Raw genomic sequence first — 20,328 nt, 5'->3', positions numbered from 1 at the left:
AGCAAAGAAGAAGGCACATGCTGGCGTCTGTAAAGCGGGTGAGTGTGGACGCAGCATCCCGGCTTGTAGCATCATAACTACAATATTTTAGCGATATCATCGGCTACGGTAAAGAGAGGGAAAGCAGTTACAGCCGGGCAATTGCAGGCGGGTAGCACTCCCCGGGATTTAACAATATTTTGCTATTTGTGGGACTTATTTTGATGAGATATCAGCAGACGAAGAATGATGGCTAGTACAAAACAACATAAACAAATTAAACGGAAATGGTCGGCAAGGGTTACCAAAACGAGCGATGCATTGGATTTAGAAAAAGGAATCTTTACGAAGAACGATCCGATGGAAATTGCCCGCTCCTTGAAACGTTCGGCCCTAAGAAGCCGCCGGAGGAAAGGAACTCCTTACCAATCGGCCATGTCTATGCTTAACTTCTATATCAACAGAGCCGGTAAACATCTGCCGGAAACTACATTAAAAACCCTGGAAGATTTCAAGGAAAAGTTAAAGGAGATTTTTCATAAGGCAGCGATATAGAAAATCTTTCATTCTCTAAATTTTTATGATCATGCACAAAGGAAATCATTCCGGCAGACACCCGGAACAAAATCGCGAAAGGTCATCAACAAGAGAATCAAAAATGACCGATGAAAGAAAAAATCCTGAACTCGATAAGAAGGAAGGAAACATTGATCAGCAACAGTTCAATAAAGGCCATCAGTCTAAACGTAAAGGTGGACACTAGTGGTAATTATATTGCAGTTATTTAATTGAAATAAAAAATAATATTAACGATCATCAAAATTTAGCGTCATGGCAGAATAAAAGGGAATATCTGCCATGACGCTTTTTAAATGTTTGCCGGGGAAACTCCATCGGTCCCTTTCCGCAAATGCCATTGCCTGCTTGCCGCAGCTGGTATCTAATTGATTGTTGTGGAAAACCGGTGGTTTCTTCTCCGGAAATTTTTATTTTTAAGACCTGCAGCATTATAAATCACAGCAGTATATACCTGTAATCAGAAAAACACAGCAAACGCTGCATGTTGCTATATAAATTAATAAAATCTGGTGAGGCGTATCGCTTGGTCACCCGTCATATCAGCCTATGCTACCCGGATATAAAGGGTAATAATAAAAAACAGCTGTACTGCGTTACACTTGGTTGTAATTTTTCTTTAAAAACCAAGTCGATGAAAAAACTATTATTTTTTGTATTGATTACCACATCCTTCACTATTGGCTGCACAAAGCAGGATGCCATTAAAGACAAGCTGACAGATGCCAGCAAACAGATGAATGTGGCAAAACCTACAACATCCTATGTTCCTGTTGATTTCACCTTACTGGATATTGGGGCCCTGCATAATAAGCACGTAATAACGCTGCTGGACAATACACAGGGGCTTCCTCAGGTAGATGATATCATTGCAAATGGCCGGATTTTCTTTACCGGCATAGACTTCATGCCGATAGAATCGACAAATGGGGGGATATTTCAACGTGCATTAATTACTTCAAATGAGTTGGCGCATGTAGGTTATGATTTCAGAAATCTGCCTCATCCTAATGTGAGTGCAAATGTAAAACTGTATATCAACAACCTGCTAACAGCCCTGGACAATAGCAATACCTTTAGCGAAATGCTTGCTGCAATTGATGTCATAGACAATGATGCACAGACGAATCTAACTGATGCCGATCTGGACATCATAAAGGGCACCTGCATCATTGCAAGATACTCAGCTGCATTATGGTCGCCGGTTTCGGAAGGCGGCTTAGGATACTATGATAAAGCTATGCAGTTCTCTCCTGTAATGAGAGGGGGCGGCGGGCCTGGCCGGTTTGTGATAGGAGATGTTTCCGCTTCTGCACAATATTTTACCGGACTTGGAATAGCTGCGTCTCTAGGTTTGGGGGTGCCAGGGGCCAATGCTGCCATATTAGGCGGATGGGCGATATCAGCAGGCTTAGGTTCTTTGTGTACGCTGGTAGGAGCGGATACTGTACCCGCACCCGATCAGCCGGAAGACATCAAGTATGATCCGGTAAAGAAAACTTTAGTATTCGAGGTAACCCCTTATAAATTGGTTTTTTAATATGATGTTTATAAAGAAGATCAATATTAGGAACTTTCTGCTGCTAACCTTGATAGCCGCCGTTATCTTCTATTGCGTATATGGATTGCTGACAGATGGAAATTTATATTGGATCACCCGCAGAGCGATCATAAGCCTGGTCACTGGCATTATCACCTCCTTAGCCATTGGCTTCCTCGGCTTAAAACGCCCCAATAAGATAGTGCGATACTGATAGAAGAAACATATTGATACCTGGAATGCAGAGTGCTGTTCCGGTACTAAAATGGCTTGCAGATCGAATGATTTGCAAGCCATTTCTTTGTTCGCCATCCATGGCAATAAACTTGACGGTGCAAGTCCGTTATGGAGGGCGTGTAATCACCAACCATTAGCCGAGGGGAACAAGCCTGTCATTATGCATACAGTAGTAAAGGATATGTGCACCGTGGGTTTATCACTCACGGCCACCTATCCGATCGGTTTCCGGAAAGTAATCTGTGTCAGGCTACTACTTCATCTCTACTTCATATCTCCTGAAACCCATATCTATGGCAACTGTTGTGCATCTCTCCCGAAAAATCTGCTATTTTTATCTCCTATGAAAAAATTACTATTTCCATTATTGTTATTACTGAGCAGCTGGGCAGGAGCCCAGTCGCAATTCCACGTGATTGCTTTCTATACCGGCGAGGCAGACCAGGCTCATATCAGCTATGTACACGAAGCCAACAAGTGGTTTGCTGAACAGGCAAAAGCCAATAATTTTGAGTACAGGGCTACCCGCGACTGGTCTTTGCTAAACACCGATTCTCTCAAAAGTTATGAAGTGGTATTATTTCTGGATACGCGCCCGGAAAAACCGGAACAACGCGCTGCATTCCAGTCTTACATGGAAAATGGCGGCGCCTGGATGGGTTTCCACTTCGCAGCATTTGCGCTCACACCTTCTGCTGTGCCTGCAAACTGGGATTGGTACCATAACACTTTTCTCGGTAGCGGCTCCTATGTCAGCAATACCTGGCGCCCTACTTCCGCCGTATTGCGGGTAGAAGACCCGAAACATCCGGCAGTAAAGGGTTTGCCACATACCTTCAAATCCAGCCCCAACGAATGGTACCGCTGGAGCCAGGACCTGACTAAAAATCCTGATATAGATATCCTCCTGGCCATTGATTCCACCAGCTTCCCGCTGGGTACCGGCCCTAAGCAGTACGAAATATGGCATAGCGGCTACTATCCGGTGGTGTGGACGAATAGGAAATTCCGGATGGTGTACATGAATATGGGCCACAACGACATCGATTATGAAAACCATACCAATAAGGAATTGTCGTTTACGTTTGACAATCCTACACAAGGTAAGCTGGTGTTACAGGCTTTGCTGTGGCTGGGAAGAGGGAAGAAAAAATAGAAGTGAGTTATTTATAGCCAGCAAAACAAAAGATAATTATAATCTGATCTGGTCGAAAAAATAGAAACTGCATCTGTTTTCTATCTGTAGAAAAATAAACCTTTGTAACATAAATTTTTCGCACAATGGAATTCAGATTTTTTCAGGTAGATGCCTTTACCAACCGCCCGTTTGGCGGAAATCCGGCTGCTGTTTGTATTGCGGATCAATTACCGGCAGATGAAGTGTTGTCCCGCATAGGAAAGGAAAACAATGTACCGATGACTGCTTTCGTTGTGCGAAAGAACAATGACTTCATCCTGCGGTGGTTCCGTCCGGATGGGGGAGAAGCGCAGCTCTGCGGCCATGCCACACTGGCCAGTGCACATATTCTCTGGGAAACAGGAATGATGCTGGCTGACGAGGAAATCCGCTTCCATACGATTGCAGGACAGTTTACCGCTACTAAAGGCAGCGATGGATGGATCACCCTTAATTTTCCTGCTATCGGCAGCGAAGCCGCAACGGATACAACGCTGCTTGCTGTTTTCCCTACCGCTGTAGAAATACTCCAGGCAGGAGTAGAACGTACGCTGGTACTGCTGCCGTCGGAAGAAGAGGTCCGCAATTTCAATCCTACCCATGAACTGTTGCAGTCTTACAATTGCATCGTTACTGCCAGAGCAGATGCCGATAAACCCTACGATTTCGTATCCCGTTTCTTCGCAGCGCCACACGGCCTCACGGAAGATCCCGTGACCGGCTCTGCACATTGTGTACTGGCGCCTTACTGGGCCGCAAAACTGGGAAAAACGACTTTCAATGCTTTACAGGTATCTGCGCGTGGTGGTGAACTGCGTGTAGCCCTCCACGGTGATAAGGTAGCTTTAACCGGACAGGCACTCACGCTGATTGATGGCTGGTTCCGACTGCCGGAATAATATTGATTTGATAAAATAACGAGGTCGTCTCTACCTGGTAAAGACGACCTCGCTATTTTTATGATGGCCTGGTTTTAGTCCAGGAACAGGTCTTTATGCAATTTGCCTCCCGGATTGACGGCGTACTGATCAAAGTCAGTCACCCCGGCAGATTGAAGCACTTCTTCATCGATCAGCGTATGGCCCGTAAAGGAGGAAGGCTGACTGAGAATATAATGCACCGCATCTGCTATGATGGCAGGCGTACGGCTGATATTTATTAATGCATCACCTCCCAGCAGATTTTTGACGGCGGCAGTGGCGATGGTAGTAGCCGGCCATAACGCATTGGAGGCGATATTGTACTGCTCCAGCTCCGCAGCCCATCCCAGCGCAAGCATACTCATATTGTATTTGCTGATGGTATAGGCTACATGAGGCCCCAGCCATTGTGGCGCCAGATTAATGGGCGGGGATAACGTCAGGATATGCGCCTGATGGCCTTTTTTCAGATAGGGCAGACAATGCAGCGTCATCAGAAAAGTACCCCGGACATTGATATCATGCATCAGATCGAAACGCTTGGCAGACGTTTGTTCTGTATTGGTCAGCGAGATAGCAGAAGCGTTGTTGATGAGTACATCAATACCACCGAAGGTTTCCACCGCTTTAGCCACGGCAGCGGCAATCTGTTCCTCTTCACGGATATCAACCTGTACTGCCAGTGCTTTGCCGCCGGCTGCTTCTACTTCGGCCGCAGCACTGTAAATCGTGCCGCCCAGCCTGGGATCTTCTTCTACGCTCTTCGCTGCAATCACAATATTGTTGCCTTCTGAGGCCATTTTCAGTGCGATGGCCTTGCCAATACCCCTGGTAGCGCCCGTGATGAAAATTGTTCGTTGCTGTGCTGTCATAACTCCTGCTTTAAACGGATTGTTTTGATACAGGAATTTAGGAAAAAAAACGATAGCAACCGCAGCTTACAGGTCTACCGGTATAAATACCAGCGGGGTAGGCAGACAGGAAGCTCCCGGCGGTGACCAGGTCATTTTGATCGTTTGCGTTTCTCCGTTGGCAGCTGGCTTGAAAATCTGCACCAGCACTGCCTCAGGCGCCTTGCCAGTCGTTAGCTGGTCTGCCGGAAGTTGGATAGTACCAGGCTTGAATTTGCCTTCACTCACCACCATCGTGTTGGCCATGGCATCACACCATTGACCGCCGCCGCGTGCATTCCATGTTACCAGCGCCAATCCTTTGCCATCCGTACTTTTCCATTTCATTTCTATGTTGTACATCACGCCGTAGTTGCCACTCAGTTTAGCGACTGCATCTGAGCTGCCTTCTGACCCCAGTACCCATGGATCACGCACGCCGTCGGCCATTACCAGCTCTTTTACGCCATCTTTCGTATCGAGGGTATCTATAGCGATGATACGGTAATTGCTTACACCAAAAACGCCTCTGCCGGCGCCACTTTTGCTTTTGGAGGGAAGTACTCCCTTCAGTCGCGCTACTGCCGCGGGGCCGGAGGTTGCAGGATCTGTCTGTACCACGCTGATGAGGCCCGGCTGGTCTATCGTAAATTCATAAAAGCCATGGGTAAGCTGGTCGTATGTGACCACGTTTTTTTCCAGCTGAGCGTCAATGGCAACACGCTCTCCGGGTTTTATGGTACGTACTTTCGTTGCGGGTTTTGAAGCGAAATAATCTGCCAGCCCGTTTTTACCTACGAGGTAATAATTGGTGCTGGGTGGTTGGGAAGAATAGCGCTGCATGCGCAGCTGCATGTTGCTGTTGCCGGTATTTTCTATGACAGCACTTATTTTCCTCGGCATTTTTGCCGGTTCTGTCACGCCATTTACATTGTAAACATATAGTCGTACTGCGCCGGGAGCTACGCGTTCCTGCAAGGCAATGCCTTCCGGTACACGTATATATTCGGGATCGTCTGCGATTACATGCTGTGGCCCGGGCATCACTACCTGCTGATAGTTGATATAAGGAATCTTTTCTGATAGGAAATCAGGTAGTAATACGATGCTGCCCTGTCTGGCGCCTGTGAGGGCATTGTTCATGGCGGTGGTAAGTGTCTGTGCGCTGGCATAAGTACAGGAAAGGGCGAACAGGCCCGCTAATAAAGGTTTCCGCATTGATAATGCTATTATCTTGGTTGATTAAAAAAATAAATATTTTCGCTAACTTAAATAAAAATATTATTAAGTAGTATTAAGTAGGTAATAAAATTTAATAAAAAAGGATGAACGGCAATCGTTCATCCCTCACTAAAATGACTATATGAAAATACTAAGCAGCGGAGGCGGCTGAATTATTGGCAGACTCCATCGCATTGCTGCTGATTTCGGCTGCATGGCGCCTGCGGTAGTTAACAAAGGCTACCACCGCAACAACCCCGATAATCCCTTCAGCGAAAACGGTAAACTTAGGCCCGGCCACATTGGCCATCACACCGGCAAGTAAACTGCCCACGGGAATAATACCCTGGTAAGCCATAATATAATAACTGATGGCTCTTGCCCGCATCGCAGGGATGGCATGTGTCTGGATATAAGTATTGATGGCAGATGTTTGCGCCATCATTCCTACGCCAGAGAGCACCATGAACACCAGCGCCAGTGGCAGCCAGCCGGAATAGGCCAGCAGCATCAGGCTTAAAGAGAATATCAGGCTGGCGGTAACCAGTATCTTCACCAGGTCTTTACCGGCCTTGAGATTGGCCATATACATCGCAGAGATAATAGAACCCAGTCCTGCCGCACTTTCGAACCAGCTGAATGTTTTTGCGGTACCATTAAATACATCTTTTGCAAAAATCGGCATCAGTGTATTAAAGGGGATTACAAACATACTGCTTACTGTAAGCATCATCAGTAGTGAGCTTAGGTCTTTATCGTGGGAAATATAGTGGAATCCTTCGCGTAATTCTGTCCAGATGCTGGTATCTGTCTTTTTTAATACTGGCGTATCCAGCTTCATCATAAACAGGGAGATCAGCACGGGAATATAGCTGATGAAGTTCAGGCCAAAACAGACATCTTCCCCGAAGGCACTCAATAAAATTCCCGCCATGGCAGGCCCGGCAATGCGTGCAAAATTGGCCATGGTAGAATTCAATGCTATGGCATTGGGAAGGTCTTCCCGCTGGGTAACCATATCTACCATCAGCGACTGCCGGCAGGTAACGTCAAATGCATTGATGATGCCCTGTACCAGCGTCAGCAGGATAATGCCGGTAATGCTGTAATATCTGAAGAGGATCATCACCGCCAGTGCCAATGCCTGTAACATGGAGATGACCTGCGTTTGTACCAGTATCTTATATCGGTTATGCCGGTCTATATAACTGCCGGCATAGGGAGAAAGGATAAGAGAGGGGATGAGCCCCGCAAAGCTGACCACGCCTAACAGCAGCGCCGAATTTGTTAGCCGGTAAACCAGCCAGCATACTGCTGTTTTCTGCATCCATGTGCCTATCAGTGATACCGATTGTCCGTAAAAAAACAAGCGGAAGTTGCGGGATTTAAGCGACCGAAATACGTCCATTCCTGAGGTTTTTCTGTTATTGGCTCGCAGTATTTGTATACTGCCATTCTTCTGGATGCAAATTTCCGCTATATTTATATGTAAGCAAAATAGATTGTTTTAATCAAATCCATTAGTAAAACCGATTGATCGATGGAGCTACGCCAATTGAAATATTTCGTGAAAGCCGCTGAGATAGGCAACTTTACCGCTGCTGCCAAAGAGCTATATGTAACGCAGTCTACCTTATCCCAGCAGATCATGTCCCTGGAAGGTGAACTGAATACTTACCTGTTCGACAGGGTAGGCAAGAAGGTGTTGCTGACCGAAGGCGGACAAATCTTCCTGGAACATGCGCGCTATGTACTCGAAGAAGTGGAGAAAGGCCGCCAGGCTGTGGAAGAATTGCAGGGGCTGCTTACAGGTGAACTCCGCATCGGCGTTACCTATGCCTTCACCAGCATGCTCCTGCCACTACTGGTCAGCTTTCCGCAGAAATATCCCGGCATCCGCCTGCAGATTGTATACGGCTCCCCGGATGAGCTGGAACGTAAGCTCAGGGCACAAGACCTCGACCTGCTGCTTACCTTCCACAGTAAAGACCACGAAGACGGACTCCAGATGCAACCCTTGTTAAGATCGCGTATAGTCATGGCCGTTAGTAAGAAGCACCCGCTGTCAGGGAAAAAAAGCATAGGCATAAAAGCCCTGAAAGGCGTAGACATGATCCTGGCAACACCAGGCTATAGCAGTCGCGACTTCCTCGATGAAATACTTAAAAAGCATGAGGTAAGCCTCTCTATAAAAATTGAAATGAATGATGTACACAGCCTGTTGTCGCTGGTAGAAAAAGGCCACTGGGCTACACTCTTAAATGAAAGGGCTGTAACAGGATGGAAGAACATTATCGTAATCCCGCTGGAAGGGCAGGACTGGGTACGAAAATCCTATATCATAACGCTGAAGGGCATACGGCTAAAAAAATCTGCGGCCAGATTTATCCAGGAACTGGAAAAAGTGACCGCAGATCGTAAATGATATTTATAAATTCGGAACTATTCCTGTCATTGGTACTTTGAAATAGTCTTCCATATAAATCTTAAATAATGCTACATCTACATGGCCGGAATCATCCATGCCGATGCGGGTGATGTCTGCAACTGCTTCTATACTAAAGCCCGCTACAGCCAGCAACACATAGGCATGTAAATACACTGCCATCGTTACAAATTCCATCACAGACATTTTGTAATGGTTTTTAAAAACATATTCAATATCCACAAATTGCTGACCGGTTTTCTTCATTAGATAAGCCTGCAGGTCCTGAATTTTTGCGATATCTTTTATAAGATCAAATACTTCAACGGCTAAGTTTATTTCACGGTCCGTTAGCAGCTGGGAATATTCCTCCTCCATGCAGCGCAATGCACATAGGATATAATTAACGGAAATCCTTTGCTGGTATGGGAATATAAGCCCCTGGAATCCTGTTTGGTTGAGCATCCGCTCATCCATCCAGTCACTTATTTCATTCTGCCGGAAAGATACGCCTTCCAGTTTTTGTGTTTGCGTGATGGGCAGCAGCCAGAGTAAAGGATGTAAGTCATAAAATAGTGCTATCAAATTAGGAATGGCAGCCGTGTCGATGGAGAAAAAAGAAATCTCATGTATACCACCACCTGGAACAAAAGATACGTTTTTTCCTTTGGCTACTATAAACATATGATAATCCATAGCACTGGCATCACCTACCGAAATTAACTCCTGCGTTGGTACCAGTACTTCATGCTTTGTAGACCTGTTGATCGCAATGACATCGATGTTGCTATCAACAAAAAGTGTCTCATTCTCCTGAATCGCATAATGAACAAGGGCTCTGTAAATTCCTCCCATAACCTGGTACTGTTCCAGTATCCAGCCATTCTCAGTGACGCTGTATCGTACGATCGTAGCAGCCTTCAGCAAGTGTCTTAAATGTGCAGGTACATCGTTGCGGTTATCTCCTGCCGCATAGGTAAAATTCAAAAAGATGTGCATTTGAGTATAGTTTAATAATAATGGAATCATTCTGATTCTCGCGTTCTTATATTATTCCATTATTATTAAACTATCAGTGATAGACTATCGTCATGTTCAAACGTCTTGATTTGCGAATCGTTAACATAAGTAGGTAGCACTATAGTGCTTATTCAGCGGCCATTTCAAGCAATTTGTTGACGGTGGCCCAATTTCGGGTAGTCGCAAATATTTTCAATTTTTTCTCTAAAATATTGTTGGTAAACTTTGGCTTTAACATAGCCTTATCTATCGCGATATACAACTCCCGCTCATGGAAATGAAACTGTTCCTGTTCCGACTGCAACGCAATAAATTTTTCGAGGTCTGCCGTCGCAGGGGCCACTGGCAGAAACGCCACATATAGTTTGCGCGTTTCCTCCGCAGCGATCTTGCCATATGGATGTTTGTTAATCAGCCGCTTCAATTCGGCAGGTGTACGTAATACCACTTCTACCTTATATCCCAGTGCTTTTTCGAGTCCCTTATGCACCAGCTCCGACAGTTTTTCCTCATCTTTTATCGCAGATTTAAACACCACATTTCCGCTCTGGATATAGGTCCTGACATCTTTTAGCTGCATGGATTCAAAAATCTCCCGCAGTAATTCCATCTTAATAATTTTACTGCCACTTACATTGATGCCTCTCAATAATGCTATATATGTCTGCATATTAAATAAATTAAATTCCCTGCCCGTTGAGTGCCAGGAGATAGGCATCTAAGTTAAATTTTCCGGGCGATATACGCGTGATGGCCGCAAAGGATTTTATGAAATGCGCCTGATCATAAAAACCATGTTCCAACGCCAATCCCGTGAACCCCGGACTGTTGCTGCGCTGCTGATAAGCATCTATCAGGCTTCTAACCCGGATGATACCTGCATAATCTTTTGGGGTAATACCCAGTGCTTCCCTGAATTTTTTTTCCAGGTACCGGTTGGATACGCCCATATTAGCTGCAATATCAGTAATGCGCAGATTACCTTTTTCTGCACGCAGCAGTGAGCATACAGCCATCGTTACATGCCCTGGTGCATTCAGTAACGGCAGAAAAGAACGTTGTACTGCTGCCAGTATAGCAGGCTCGTCCCATAACTCGAAATCCAGGTCCAGCATATGTTGCAGGTCATGAATGTCCAGGAACCTGTCTGCCGTTCCTGCCAGTCCTTCCTTCATAAAATTTACCGGCGCCCAGGGGTACAACTGTACCAGTACTATTTTCGTATAGGCGTGCAGGTGTATATCGATTGCACTGGTCAGCTGACCACAAAAATAAATACCTTCTTTAAGAACAGTATGGTGAAGTCCTGCAATGGCTATTCCCTGTCCGGATATAATAGCCAGGTTGAAACACCCGTTGGGAAGCACTTTGCGCCCGGTAAGCGCCAGTGGGTTCTGGGAATTGTCCAGCACCCAGCATTTTTTTATATAGGTAGATAATGGGGCGGCTACAGGATATTCTCTATAATAGAACATAAAACAATATACAGTAAGATATAGATACCCGTTCGCTTTTTTACAAGGCTGGTAATTAGATGGGATGTATGTTTAAACCGTGGATTTTTTAAAAGCAAAATTTTAGTTAATGGACAGAAGATTCTTTCTTAAAAGCGGTGGTCTCGCAGCTGCCGGCAGCCTGTTCCTTCCACGTTGGGTACAGGCTAAAAGTTTCAATTATCCGCTTGGATTACAACTCTACTCCCTCAATGCACAGATGAAAACCGACCCTGCCGGCACACTCAGACAGGTGGCTGCATTCGGTTACCAGGACCTCGAAACCTATGGATTCAACCACGGTGGCAACAAATTTTACTGGAACATGGACCCCAAAACCTTTAAGGCCATGCTGCAGGATAATAACCTTACTACTTCCAGTGGCCATTACGACATCGACAAGTTCCTGCTGAATGGCGTCAGCACTGATGAGCGCCGAAAATATGTAGACCAGTGTATCGCCGGTGCACATGTACTCGGGCAGGAATACATTGTGTGGCCATGGCTCGACCCGCAGCTGCGCAACCCGGAAAAGTTTCACCTGCTGGCAACCACGCTCAATGAAATAGGAGAGCAGGTAAGTAAGGCCGGATTACAGCTGCTCTATCACAACCACAACTTCGAATTTGAGCAGATGAACGGACAGCTGGGTTATGATATCATCCTCGCTGAAACAGATCCGCAACTGGTAAAACTGGAGCTGGACCTTTACTGGTCTATCCGCTCCGGCCAGCAGCCGGAGAAATTATTCCGTAAACAGCCAGGAAGGTTTGCTGTATGGCATATCAAGGATATGGACAGAGAAAACCCTGACCTGCACACCTACGTAGGCAACGGTACCATCGATTTCACGACGATTACACCATTGGCAGGCGTTTCAGGACTCAAACGGATTTTTGTGGAGCAGGGAAATAATTACGTGCCGGATGCACTCACCTGCATAAGCAGAAGTGCCGGTTTTATGAAGGAGCGGATATTGAAATAGACAAAAAAACAAAAGGGTCTCAAACGGGCTGAGACCCTTTTGGGCTTTATTTTTTACGCTTAGGTTTGGCGCCTCTTTTCTTAGGCTTACCATATTTCAGCATCATTTTGTCTTTATGGCTGACCTTTACGTTTGTCTTTTTATTTTTCGCCAGCTTTTCATGGAACGCAGGCCCTGCATCCTCGCGGGACGGCGCTTTCACCAGCGTATTACGCATAAATACCTTCGGCTTTTCATCCTCTGTTAATTCGGTTGAAAACTGCAGGTCTGCTGGTAATGGTTGTTCTGGTATGCTATAGTTCATCAATCCCTCGATGGCTTCCAGTTGCGGTACCTCGCTGTCTTTCGTCAGTAAGATCGCAATACCTTTTTTGTCTGCTCTACCGGTACGGCCTATACGATGTATGTAATTTTCTGCTGTATCCGGTGTATCAAAATTGATCACATGCGTGATATCCGTGATATCCAGGCCGCGGGCAATGATATCCGTAGCGATCAGGAAGCGGGTATTGCCTGCCTTGAATGCGTTGATGGTGTTGAAACGATGGTTTTGCTCCTTGTTGCTGTGGATGATGCCTACCTTTTCCGGGAATGCCGGCGACAGCAGTTCAAACAGGTCGTCTGCCAGTTGTTTGGTACCTGCGAATATCAGGGTTTTGGTCATCGTCTCATCGTTGGTGATGAGATTTTTAAGGAGATTTACCTTCGTATAGAAGTTAGGAATGCGGAACAGTCGCTGATCAATGTTTTCCAGTGGTGTACCTACAGGTGCTGCCTCAATTCGCACAGGATTATCAAAATGTGTTTCAATAAGTTTCTCCACATCTTCTGTAATGGTAGCAGAAAACAGCAGGTTCTGGCGTTGCTCCGGCAACAGGTCCATGATGTTCTGGATCTGCATGCGGAAGCCCAGGTTCAGCATCTCATCCATCTCATCAATTACCAGTCGCTTGATGCCTTTCATTTTCACGGCACCACTCAGGATAATATCATATAAGCGGCCTGGTGTGGCTACTATAATATCTACTTTGTTTTGTACGGCAGCGGCCTGCGGGTTCATATTTACGCCGCCATACAGCCCGATTACCTCCACGCTCATGTAGGTAGTCAGTTTTTTGATAGATTCGATTACCTGTACCACCAGCTCCCTGGTAGGTACTAAAATCAGCATCTGCGGATGTTTCTCCCTGGAGAATTTAAACATACGTAATGCAGGTAAAAGATAGGCGAAGGTTTTACCGGTACCGGTCTGTGCAATACCGCAAACGTCCTGGCCGGACATGATCACGGAAAAGGCACGTTCCTGTATAGTAGTAGGTTGCTGAATGCCCAGATCATCCAGTGCATTCAGTAAGGAAGAATTCAGATTTAATTCACGAAAAGTCATGACGCTGCTATAAAATGAACGGCAAAGGTAATGTTTTCGCCCGTTATACCCGAAACCGGGCTGAGATCCTAACGCAGCGACTTCCGAAAACGCGTAGCTTTGTAATATAATATACCTTGTTATGGCACTCCTCAAAAGAATTAACCCCTTCTCAAAGGTCAATAACGACACTGGCTTTGGTATCAATGCTGCCGGCTATGGCGGCCGCTTCATCAATCGCGACGGAAGCTTTAATCTGCGGCGGGAAGGCGCCCCCTTCTGGCACCGTTACAGTGTATATCACGCGCTATTGAATATTTCAGCATGGCAGTTCGTCCTTTTCCTGCTGTTTTTCTTTTTTACCGTCAACCTGCTCTACGCAAGTATATACTGGATGGTGGGCCCGCAGCAGCTCCAGGGGGTAATAGGTACTACCTTCTGGCAGCGATTTAAGGAACTATATTTCTTCAGCGCAGAAACGTTTACCACAGTGGGTTATGGCCGTGTAAACCCGGTAGGGGACGGCGCCAACCTGGTAGCTACTATAGAAGCCATGACAGGCTTTCTCAGCTTTGCAGTGGTGACGGGTCTTATCTATGGCCGCTTTTCACGCCCGCGTGCGCACCTGCTCTTCAGCGATAATGCACTGATATCTCCCTATCGTGGCCATACCGCGCTCATGTTCCGCATGGCTTCGCACAAGGAGTACCATACACTGACGGATGTTCAGATACAGGTAAACCTGGCTTTGCTGGTAGAAGATAACGGACATCTGATCTATAAATACTATGAACTGGCGCTGGAAAGAAAACGGGTGGATAGTCTGTCCATGAACTGGACGGTAGTACATCCTATCGATGAGAATAGCCCGCTGAATGGCTTTGGCCAGGAGGATATGCGGATTGCTGATGTAGAAGTATATGTGCTGGTAAGAGGATTTAATGAGGTGTATTCCAACCTGGTACAACAGCGTACTTCCTATACTTTTGAAGAGATTATTTTTAACCGCCGTTTCCTTCCAATGTACAGGGTCAGTAAGAACGGGCGCACTACAATATTGGAGCTGGACAAGCTAAATGCCTCCATAGAGGCGGATTCCGAAGCTTAAAGTGCTTCGGAACCCGGCTTGCGGGAGATCATTAATAATCCTAAGTAGGTAATAAAACCATTGATCACCAGCAGTTCCAGCCCGATCTGGAAGTCGCCAAACAGGCGCTGCTGGTTGTTATCGATTACCAGGCAAACTAACGGCGCCAGCACACAAACTACCGGTACCAGTTTATCATTAACGATACGTTTGGAGAAGATACCAAAGGTAAACAGCCCCAGCAACGGACCATAGGTATAAGTCGCAATTTTAAGAATAACCCCGATCATGCTCTGGTTATTGATCCATTCAAACACCATCACAAATACCAGGAAAGTCAATGCCATTCCTAAATGCACGCGCTGACGTACTTTCTTCTGTTTTTCCTGTGTCCAGCCTTTGCGCTGTATGCCCAGGATATCGATACAGAAAGAAGCCGTTAAGGCCGTCATGGCGCCGTCTGCACTTGGGAACAGGGCAGATATCAGGGCAATGATAAAGATTACGGATATCACCGGCGGCATATGATGTAATGCCAGCTCAGGGAAGAGTTTATCACCGGTGGCAGTAACGCCCTGCTGTGCGGCATAGAGGTACAGGAGTCCGCCCAGGAATAGGAACAGCCCGATGACCACCAGCATGATAAAGCCCAGCGATACGAGGTTCTTCTGAGAGTCTTTCAGGGTGGTTACAGAAATACTTTTCTGCATCATTTCCTGGTCCAGGCCGGTCATGGTAATGGTGATAAAGGCCCCGGCAATGATCTGCTTGACGAAAAACAGCTTGCTGTTGGGGTCTGCCACAAAAATATTGGTAAGGCCTCTTTCAGACATGGCGGTAATGCTCTGTCCGAAGCTCAGGTCCATGGAATGCAGGATATACCACACACAGATGACCAACCCTGCCAGCATACAGGTGGTTTGAAGGGTATCTGTATAAACGATGGTTTTTACACCACCTTCATAGGTATACACGAGGATCATAAAGAGGATGATAATCGTGGTGACCGCAAAAGGAACCCCGAAGTTCTGCAGGATGGTTTCCTGCAATATGCGTACTACCAGGAATAACCTGGCAGTAGCTCCCAGGGTGCGGGAAAGGATAAAGAAAGAGGCGCCTGTTTTGTAGGAATCTCTCCCGAAACGTGTTTCGAGGTAATTGTAGATAGATGTCAGTTGTAAACGGTAGTACAGCGGAATAAGCACATAGGCAATGGTCAGGTACCCGATCAGGTAGCCCAGGGTTATCTGGAAATAGGTAAAGGCATCTTTACCCACGGCACCCGGCACACTCACAAATGTTACCCCACTCAGTGAAGTACCGATCATACCGAAGGCAACCAGCATCCAGTTACTGTTCCTGTTCCCGATAAAAAACGACTCGTTGTTTGAATTCCTGCCGGTATACCAGGCTACGATCAGCAGAACGACGAAATACGCAACTACAAATGAAAATAATAATACTGGCGACATGTATCCGTTTTAAGTAGGTATCAAATATATGGAATCGGGCTTAGCTTTTCCATAAATAACACGAATTACATTGCTTGCTGCCGTCAAATAATAAATTTGCTTTTGTCAAATTATATTTCAATTTTTATTGATAAACAAGTTACTATGCCTGACCTGAATAGCCTGATCGACTCGGTAGCCAGCTTCCATCAGTTTTATGAGCGGTTCAATAGCCAGCTGAGCCGTTCCCGCAGTAAACACCCGCTTTCCAATGCCGAACTACGTATTTTGTATGAGCTGGGGAAAGAGGAAAACCTCCCGGCCGGGCGCCTCGCTGCTGTTACCGGAACAGACCCCGGTTACCTCACCCGTATCCTCCGGTCACTGGAAAAGCAGGAGCTGGTAATCCGCCAGCCATCGCGCCAGGATGGCCGCAGTTTCTCTGTTATGCTCACCACGGCAGCAAAGCAGCTCCTCCAGACGCTGGAAATGGAAGCTAAAGACGATATCACTGCCCTGCTCACCGGCTTGTCCGACAAACAACAGGAGCAACTGACTACTGCCATGGGCACTGTTCAGCAGGTATTGTCCGGCGAAAATACCCCCAACGGGGCCATTACTTTCCGTCAGCAGTTGCTTCCCGGCGACGTGGGGTACCTGATTCATCTGCATGGAGAGCTGTACGCAAGAGAAATGGGCTATAACCTGGAATTTGAAGGGCATGTATGTAAAACCTTCCATGAAATGCTTGCTACCTACTCCCTGGCAAAAGACCGCGTTTTCCTCGCCATCAGCGGAGGCAAAATTGTAGGTTCGGTAGCTGTTCTCGGCTCTACCCGCTACCTGGCGCAGCTACGCTGGTTCCTGGTACATCCGGATTTCCGCGGAAAAGGCCTGGGCAAAAAATTACTCAGCGATGCGATCGCATTCTGTAAAGAGAAAAATTATCAGACCGTCTACCTGATGACGACCAGTATGCAAACAACAGCCATCACCCTCTACAAACAGCTGGGGTTCAGGAAATCGGGTGAGAAACTCCTCCAGCAATGGGGGCAGCAGCTTTATGAACAGCGTTATGATCTGGACCTTGTCTGATCAGCGCCTGGTTTTCATGCAGGCGTCAACGTTAGATCAGGCATATTTGTGTAACAGCACGATCTGGCCAAGGTGATAGGCATCGTGCTCCGCTAGTCCCTGTAAATAATAAATGGCCGGATTATCGGTGCCGGGGAAGGCATCGAATAGTTCTGCTTCAGGGAAAGCACGGATAGTAGCGGCAGTATCCCGGAAGGAATGTTCCAGCCGCCCAAGGGTAGCATGCCAGTTATCCGGGCCGTGATTGTCGGGAAGATAGAAATCAGGAAGATCGCCATCCTGTTCCGGGGGATCATTGTGCATGTATCGTGTTACCCGCTGATGCCAGTAAATCACATGACTTACAATCTGCCAGATGCAGTTGGACTCACCGAATCGCTTAACTGCCAGATCTGCATCGATACGCACCAGGTGCTCCTTGTAAGTGACCCCCATCCAGGGCTCACCATTGTAAAGACTTTCCAGAGAATTGGCTACATGTTTGGTAAATGACATACCTGAAGTTTAAGGAATTCATATTCGTTATTCGTAATTTACAAAAAAACCATCGTTATGAATCAACAGGAATTGGAAAGCAACAAAAATGAGGATGCCATACGTCTGGCTGTTAGTACAATGAAACAGCGCCTGGGAGTCATTGAACAGGGCGGAGGAAAAAAAAGTCTGGAAAAAGTTCGGCAACGCGGTAAGCTGACAGCCCGCGAACGAATTGAATACCTGATAGACAAAGACTCCGTTTTTACAGAGATAGGCGCCTTTGCCGCCTATGAGATGTATCCGGAATACGGTGGTTGCCCGGCTGCCGGTACTGTTGGCGGTATCGGATATGTCAGCGGCCGCCAGTGCATGATCGTAGCCAACGATATGACGGTGAAAGCCGGTGCATGGTTCCCGCTTACCGGCAAAAAAAACCTGCGCCTCCAGGAAATCGCCATGGAAAACCATTTGCCGGTCATCTACCTGGTAGACAGCGCCGGCGTATTCCTTCCCATGCAGGACGAGATCTTCCCGGATAAAGAGCACTTCGGCCGTATTTTCCGCAACAACGCCCGAATGAGCGCCATGGGCATCACCCAGATCGCCGCCGTAATGGGCAGCTGCGTTGCCGGCGGGGCATACCTCCCCATCATGAGCGATGAAGTACTGATGGTAGAAGGCAACGGCTCCATCTTCCTGGCAGGGCCCTATCTCGTGAAAGCCGCTATCGGCGAAGACGTAGATGCGGAAACGTTAGGAGGCGCCGTTACCCACACCGAAATCTCCGGTATCGCCGATTACAAATTCAAAACAGATGAAGAATGCCTCGACCAGGTAAAACGTATCGTCAGCAAAATCGGTCATACTCCCGGTGCCGGCTTCGACAGGGCAAAACCCGTTGCGCCTAAATTCCCGGCTGAAGACCTGTACCAGATCATCCCGGCAGACAGTACCAAAACCTACGACATGCTGGACCTCATCGCCCGAATTACAGACAACTCTGAGTTCGACCAGTACAAACAGGACTATGGTAAAAGCATCATCTGCGGTTATGCCCGCATAGACGGATGGGCCGTAGGTATCGTTGCCAACCAGCGTAAGATCGTCAAAAGCCGCAAAGGCGAAATGCAGATGGGAGGCGTTATCTACAACGACAGCGCCGACAAAGCCGCACGCTTCATCATGAACTGCAACCAGAAAAAAATTCCACTGGTATTTCTCCAGGACGTAACCGGGTTCATGGTAGGCAGCAGAAGCGAACATGCCGGTATCATTAAAGACGGTGCCAAACTGGTGAATGCCGTGGCCAACTCCGTTGTACCAAAAATCACCATCATCGTAGGTAATTCCTATGGCGCAGGTAACTATGCCATGTGCGGAAAAGCCTATGACCCCCGCTTTATCTATGCCTGGCCCACTGCTAAAATCGCAGTAATGGGAGGGGAGCAGGCCGCCAAAACATTATTACAGATCCAGGTTGCATCGCTGAAAGCCAAAGGGGAAGAAATTACCCCGGAAGCTGAAAAAAAATTACTCGCCGCCATCACGGAAAAATATAACGCACAGACATCTCCATACTACGCAGCAGCAAGACTTTGGGTGGATGAGATCATCGACCCCGTTACCACACGTTTACGCATATCCGAAGGTATCAAAGCCGCTGAACATGCACCAGTAGAAGAACATTTCAATGTAGGTGTTTTCCAGGTATAGCTTCCTGCATCAATCATAAAATTTAAGTCTGAAAAAAATAAGGGTGCCGAAGGCACCCTTATTTTTTTCAGACTTTTCCCGGCCGCCGAAGGCGGCCGGGAAAAGTCTGTTATGCCAAAGAAACAAATAACAAAACCCTTATCTTCGCCCAATGGCTGAACTCATAATTTACACAGATGGATCATCCCGCGGTAACCCCGGCCCCGGCGGTTATGGTGTGATTCTCATCTGGGGGAACATCAGAAAGGAAATGTCCCAGGGATACCGGAAAACAACCAATAACAGAATGGAACTGCTGGCTGTAATAGTCGGGCTGGAAGCACTCAAACGGGATGGACTGGAAGTGAATATTTTTACAGACAGTAAATATGTGGTAGACAGTATCGAAAAAGGCTGGATCTGGGGATGGGTAAAAACAGGATTTAAGGATAAGAAAAATAAAGACCTCTGGATGCGCTTTATCCCGCTGTTCAGAAAACATAAAGTGAAAATGAACTGGGTGAAAGGACACGCCACCAATCCTTTCAATAACCGCTGTGATGAACTCGCAACAGCTGCCGCAGACAGCGGCAACTGGCTGATCGACACCGGCTTCGAAGCTTCCAACGGATAATAAAGTACATTAACAGGTAGAACCAATTCAATAGTTGAATTGTAATTATGACGACAATTCAAC

At 46.8% G+C, this 20,328-nt stretch carries 20 protein-coding genes; 11 read left to right on the top strand and 9 right to left on the bottom strand.

Annotated elements, in window-relative coordinates; genetic code table 11:
* Positions 1-225 precede the first annotated feature (225 nt).
* From F3J22_RS23145 to F3J22_RS23125, 5 genes are all read left to right on the top strand, one after another.
* Positions 226-534 (top strand): DUF3175 domain-containing protein, encoded by a 309-nt coding sequence (locus F3J22_RS23145; RefSeq protein WP_167020296.1) that lies wholly within the window; start codon positions 226-228, stop codon positions 532-534.
* Between the two features lie 31 nt (positions 535-565).
* Entirely contained in the window at positions 566-742 is a 177-nt protein-coding gene (locus F3J22_RS23140) for a hypothetical protein (RefSeq protein ID WP_167020295.1), read from the top strand.
* A 447-nt stretch (positions 743-1,189) separates the two neighbouring features.
* Positions 1,190-2,095, top strand: a complete 906-nt coding sequence (locus F3J22_RS23135; RefSeq protein WP_167020294.1) for a hypothetical protein — start codon at positions 1,190-1,192, stop codon at positions 2,093-2,095.
* Positions 2,096-2,492: 397 nt separating this feature from the next.
* On the top strand, positions 2,493-3,488 hold the full coding sequence (locus tag F3J22_RS23130; RefSeq protein ID WP_240155151.1) for a ThuA domain-containing protein: 996 nt from the start codon (positions 2,493-2,495) through the stop codon (positions 3,486-3,488).
* 125 nt (positions 3,489-3,613) lie between these two features.
* Positions 3,614-4,408 (top strand): PhzF family phenazine biosynthesis protein, encoded by a 795-nt coding sequence (locus tag F3J22_RS23125; RefSeq protein WP_167020293.1) that lies wholly within the window; start codon positions 3,614-3,616, stop codon positions 4,406-4,408.
* Positions 4,409-4,482: 74 nt separating this feature from the next.
* Here the strand turns inward: F3J22_RS23125 and F3J22_RS23120 are convergent, their stop codons facing one another.
* The 3 genes from F3J22_RS23120 to F3J22_RS23110 form a co-directional block, all read right to left on the bottom strand.
* The gene (locus F3J22_RS23120) at positions 4,483-5,301 is read right to left on the bottom strand and encodes an NAD(P)-dependent oxidoreductase (protein ID WP_167020292.1); all 819 of its coding nucleotides are present in this window, start codon (positions 5,299-5,301) and stop codon (positions 4,483-4,485) included.
* Positions 5,302-5,367: 66 nt separating this feature from the next.
* A complete protein-coding gene (locus F3J22_RS23115) occupies positions 5,368-6,537 on the bottom strand; it encodes a copper amine oxidase (RefSeq protein WP_167020291.1) in 1,170 nt (389 codons plus the stop codon).
* 154 nt (positions 6,538-6,691) lie between these two features.
* Complete coding sequence (locus F3J22_RS23110) at positions 6,692-7,948, bottom strand: MFS transporter (protein ID WP_167020290.1); 1,257 nt, start codon at positions 7,946-7,948, stop codon at positions 6,692-6,694.
* Positions 7,949-8,080: 132 nt separating this feature from the next.
* Here F3J22_RS23110 and F3J22_RS23105 point away from each other — a divergent pair, with 132 nt between their 5' ends.
* Complete coding sequence (locus tag F3J22_RS23105) at positions 8,081-8,965, top strand: LysR family transcriptional regulator (protein ID WP_167020289.1); 885 nt, start codon at positions 8,081-8,083, stop codon at positions 8,963-8,965.
* Positions 8,966-8,968: 3 nt separating this feature from the next.
* Here F3J22_RS23105 and F3J22_RS23100 read toward each other — a convergent pair whose 3' ends face one another.
* From F3J22_RS23100 to F3J22_RS23090, 3 genes are all read right to left on the bottom strand, one after another.
* Positions 8,969-9,964, bottom strand: a complete 996-nt coding sequence (locus F3J22_RS23100; RefSeq protein ID WP_167020288.1) for a hypothetical protein — start codon at positions 9,962-9,964, stop codon at positions 8,969-8,971.
* Between the two features lie 148 nt (positions 9,965-10,112).
* The gene (locus F3J22_RS23095) at positions 10,113-10,655 is read right to left on the bottom strand and encodes a DUF1697 domain-containing protein (RefSeq protein WP_167020287.1); all 543 of its coding nucleotides are present in this window, start codon (positions 10,653-10,655) and stop codon (positions 10,113-10,115) included.
* Between the two features lie 10 nt (positions 10,656-10,665).
* Complete coding sequence (locus tag F3J22_RS23090) at positions 10,666-11,460, bottom strand: helix-turn-helix transcriptional regulator (RefSeq protein WP_167020286.1); 795 nt, start codon at positions 11,458-11,460, stop codon at positions 10,666-10,668.
* A 109-nt stretch (positions 11,461-11,569) separates the two neighbouring features.
* Between F3J22_RS23090 and F3J22_RS23085 the strand changes: the two genes are divergently transcribed.
* Positions 11,570-12,463 carry a sugar phosphate isomerase/epimerase gene (locus F3J22_RS23085; RefSeq protein WP_167020285.1) on the top strand — a complete coding sequence of 298 codons (894 nt, stop codon included), beginning with the start codon at positions 11,570-11,572 and terminating at the stop codon, positions 12,461-12,463.
* Positions 12,464-12,509: 46 nt separating this feature from the next.
* Here the strand turns inward: F3J22_RS23085 and F3J22_RS23080 are convergent, their stop codons facing one another.
* Entirely contained in the window at positions 12,510-13,850 is a 1,341-nt protein-coding gene (locus tag F3J22_RS23080; protein ID WP_167020284.1) for a DEAD/DEAH box helicase, read from the bottom strand.
* A 121-nt stretch (positions 13,851-13,971) separates the two neighbouring features.
* Here F3J22_RS23080 and F3J22_RS23075 point away from each other — a divergent pair, with 121 nt between their 5' ends.
* Entirely contained in the window at positions 13,972-14,937 is a 966-nt protein-coding gene (locus F3J22_RS23075) for an ion channel (RefSeq protein WP_167020283.1), read from the top strand.
* On the opposite strand, the gene F3J22_RS23070 is transcribed toward F3J22_RS23075, so the two are convergent.
* Positions 14,934-16,388, bottom strand: a complete 1,455-nt coding sequence (locus tag F3J22_RS23070) for a sodium:solute symporter (protein ID WP_167020282.1) — start codon at positions 16,386-16,388, stop codon at positions 14,934-14,936. The two genes, F3J22_RS23075 and F3J22_RS23070, sit on opposite strands and share 4 nt — an antisense overlap.
* 144 nt (positions 16,389-16,532) lie before the next feature.
* Between F3J22_RS23070 and F3J22_RS23065 the strand changes: the two genes are divergently transcribed.
* The gene (locus F3J22_RS23065) at positions 16,533-17,462 is read left to right on the top strand and encodes a bifunctional helix-turn-helix transcriptional regulator/GNAT family N-acetyltransferase (RefSeq protein ID WP_167020281.1); all 930 of its coding nucleotides are present in this window, start codon (positions 16,533-16,535) and stop codon (positions 17,460-17,462) included.
* Between the two features lie 36 nt (positions 17,463-17,498).
* On the opposite strand, the gene F3J22_RS23060 is transcribed toward F3J22_RS23065, so the two are convergent.
* The gene (locus F3J22_RS23060) at positions 17,499-17,957 is read right to left on the bottom strand and encodes a DinB family protein (protein ID WP_167020280.1); all 459 of its coding nucleotides are present in this window, start codon (positions 17,955-17,957) and stop codon (positions 17,499-17,501) included.
* A gap of 57 nt (positions 17,958-18,014) precedes the next feature.
* Between F3J22_RS23060 and F3J22_RS23055 the strand changes: the two genes are divergently transcribed.
* Together F3J22_RS23055 and rnhA are read left to right on the top strand one after the other, a co-directional pair.
* Entirely contained in the window at positions 18,015-19,652 is a 1,638-nt protein-coding gene (locus tag F3J22_RS23055; protein ID WP_167020279.1) for an acyl-CoA carboxylase subunit beta, read from the top strand.
* 151 nt (positions 19,653-19,803) lie between these two features.
* Complete coding sequence (gene rnhA / locus F3J22_RS23050) at positions 19,804-20,265, top strand: ribonuclease HI (RefSeq protein WP_167020278.1); 462 nt, start codon at positions 19,804-19,806, stop codon at positions 20,263-20,265.
* The last annotated feature ends 63 nt before the right edge of the window (positions 20,266-20,328 follow it).

Origin of the sequence: Chitinophaga sp. Cy-1792 (assembly GCF_011752935.1) — a bacterium.
In the GTDB taxonomy this organism is placed as follows: Bacteria; Bacteroidota; Bacteroidia; order Chitinophagales; family Chitinophagaceae; genus Chitinophaga.
This window is presented reverse-complemented; position numbering and strand designations above follow the sequence as displayed.

What these genes read in the sequence shown, in the direction of transcription:
- F3J22_RS23085 (WP_167020285.1), top strand. Translation starts at nt 11,570, where the DNA reads ATGGACAGAAGATTCTTTCTTAAAAGCGGTGGTCTCGCAGCTGCCGGC.
- F3J22_RS23080 (WP_167020284.1), bottom strand. Translation starts at nt 13,850, where the DNA reads ATGACTTTTCGTGAATTAAATCTGAATTCTTCCTTACTGAATGCACTG.
- F3J22_RS23120 (WP_167020292.1), bottom strand. Translation starts at nt 5,301, where the DNA reads ATGACAGCACAGCAACGAACAATTTTCATCACGGGCGCTACCAGGGGT.
- rnhA (WP_167020278.1), top strand. Translation starts at nt 19,804, where the DNA reads ATGGCTGAACTCATAATTTACACAGATGGATCATCCCGCGGTAACCCC.
- F3J22_RS23090 (WP_167020286.1), bottom strand. Translation starts at nt 11,460, where the DNA reads ATGTTCTATTATAGAGAATATCCTGTAGCCGCCCCATTATCTACCTAT.
- F3J22_RS23065 (WP_167020281.1), top strand. Translation starts at nt 16,533, where the DNA reads ATGCCTGACCTGAATAGCCTGATCGACTCGGTAGCCAGCTTCCATCAG.
- F3J22_RS23110 (WP_167020290.1), bottom strand. Translation starts at nt 7,948, where the DNA reads ATGGACGTATTTCGGTCGCTTAAATCCCGCAACTTCCGCTTGTTTTTT.
- F3J22_RS23100 (WP_167020288.1), bottom strand. Translation starts at nt 9,964, where the DNA reads ATGCACATCTTTTTGAATTTTACCTATGCGGCAGGAGATAACCGCAAC.
- F3J22_RS23130 (WP_240155151.1), top strand. Translation starts at nt 2,493, where the DNA reads ATGCATACAGTAGTAAAGGATATGTGCACCGTGGGTTTATCACTCACG.
- F3J22_RS23145 (WP_167020296.1), top strand. Translation starts at nt 226, where the DNA reads ATGATGGCTAGTACAAAACAACATAAACAAATTAAACGGAAATGGTCG.
- F3J22_RS23055 (WP_167020279.1), top strand. Translation starts at nt 18,015, where the DNA reads ATGAATCAACAGGAATTGGAAAGCAACAAAAATGAGGATGCCATACGT.
- F3J22_RS23135 (WP_167020294.1), top strand. Translation starts at nt 1,190, where the DNA reads ATGAAAAAACTATTATTTTTTGTATTGATTACCACATCCTTCACTATT.
- F3J22_RS23105 (WP_167020289.1), top strand. Translation starts at nt 8,081, where the DNA reads ATGGAGCTACGCCAATTGAAATATTTCGTGAAAGCCGCTGAGATAGGC.
- F3J22_RS23070 (WP_167020282.1), bottom strand. Translation starts at nt 16,388, where the DNA reads ATGTCGCCAGTATTATTATTTTCATTTGTAGTTGCGTATTTCGTCGTT.
- F3J22_RS23060 (WP_167020280.1), bottom strand. Translation starts at nt 17,957, where the DNA reads ATGTCATTTACCAAACATGTAGCCAATTCTCTGGAAAGTCTTTACAAT.
- F3J22_RS23115 (WP_167020291.1), bottom strand. Translation starts at nt 6,537, where the DNA reads ATGCGGAAACCTTTATTAGCGGGCCTGTTCGCCCTTTCCTGTACTTAT.
- F3J22_RS23075 (WP_167020283.1), top strand. Translation starts at nt 13,972, where the DNA reads ATGGCACTCCTCAAAAGAATTAACCCCTTCTCAAAGGTCAATAACGAC.
- F3J22_RS23140 (WP_167020295.1), top strand. Translation starts at nt 566, where the DNA reads ATGCACAAAGGAAATCATTCCGGCAGACACCCGGAACAAAATCGCGAA.
- F3J22_RS23095 (WP_167020287.1), bottom strand. Translation starts at nt 10,655, where the DNA reads ATGCAGACATATATAGCATTATTGAGAGGCATCAATGTAAGTGGCAGT.
- F3J22_RS23125 (WP_167020293.1), top strand. Translation starts at nt 3,614, where the DNA reads ATGGAATTCAGATTTTTTCAGGTAGATGCCTTTACCAACCGCCCGTTT.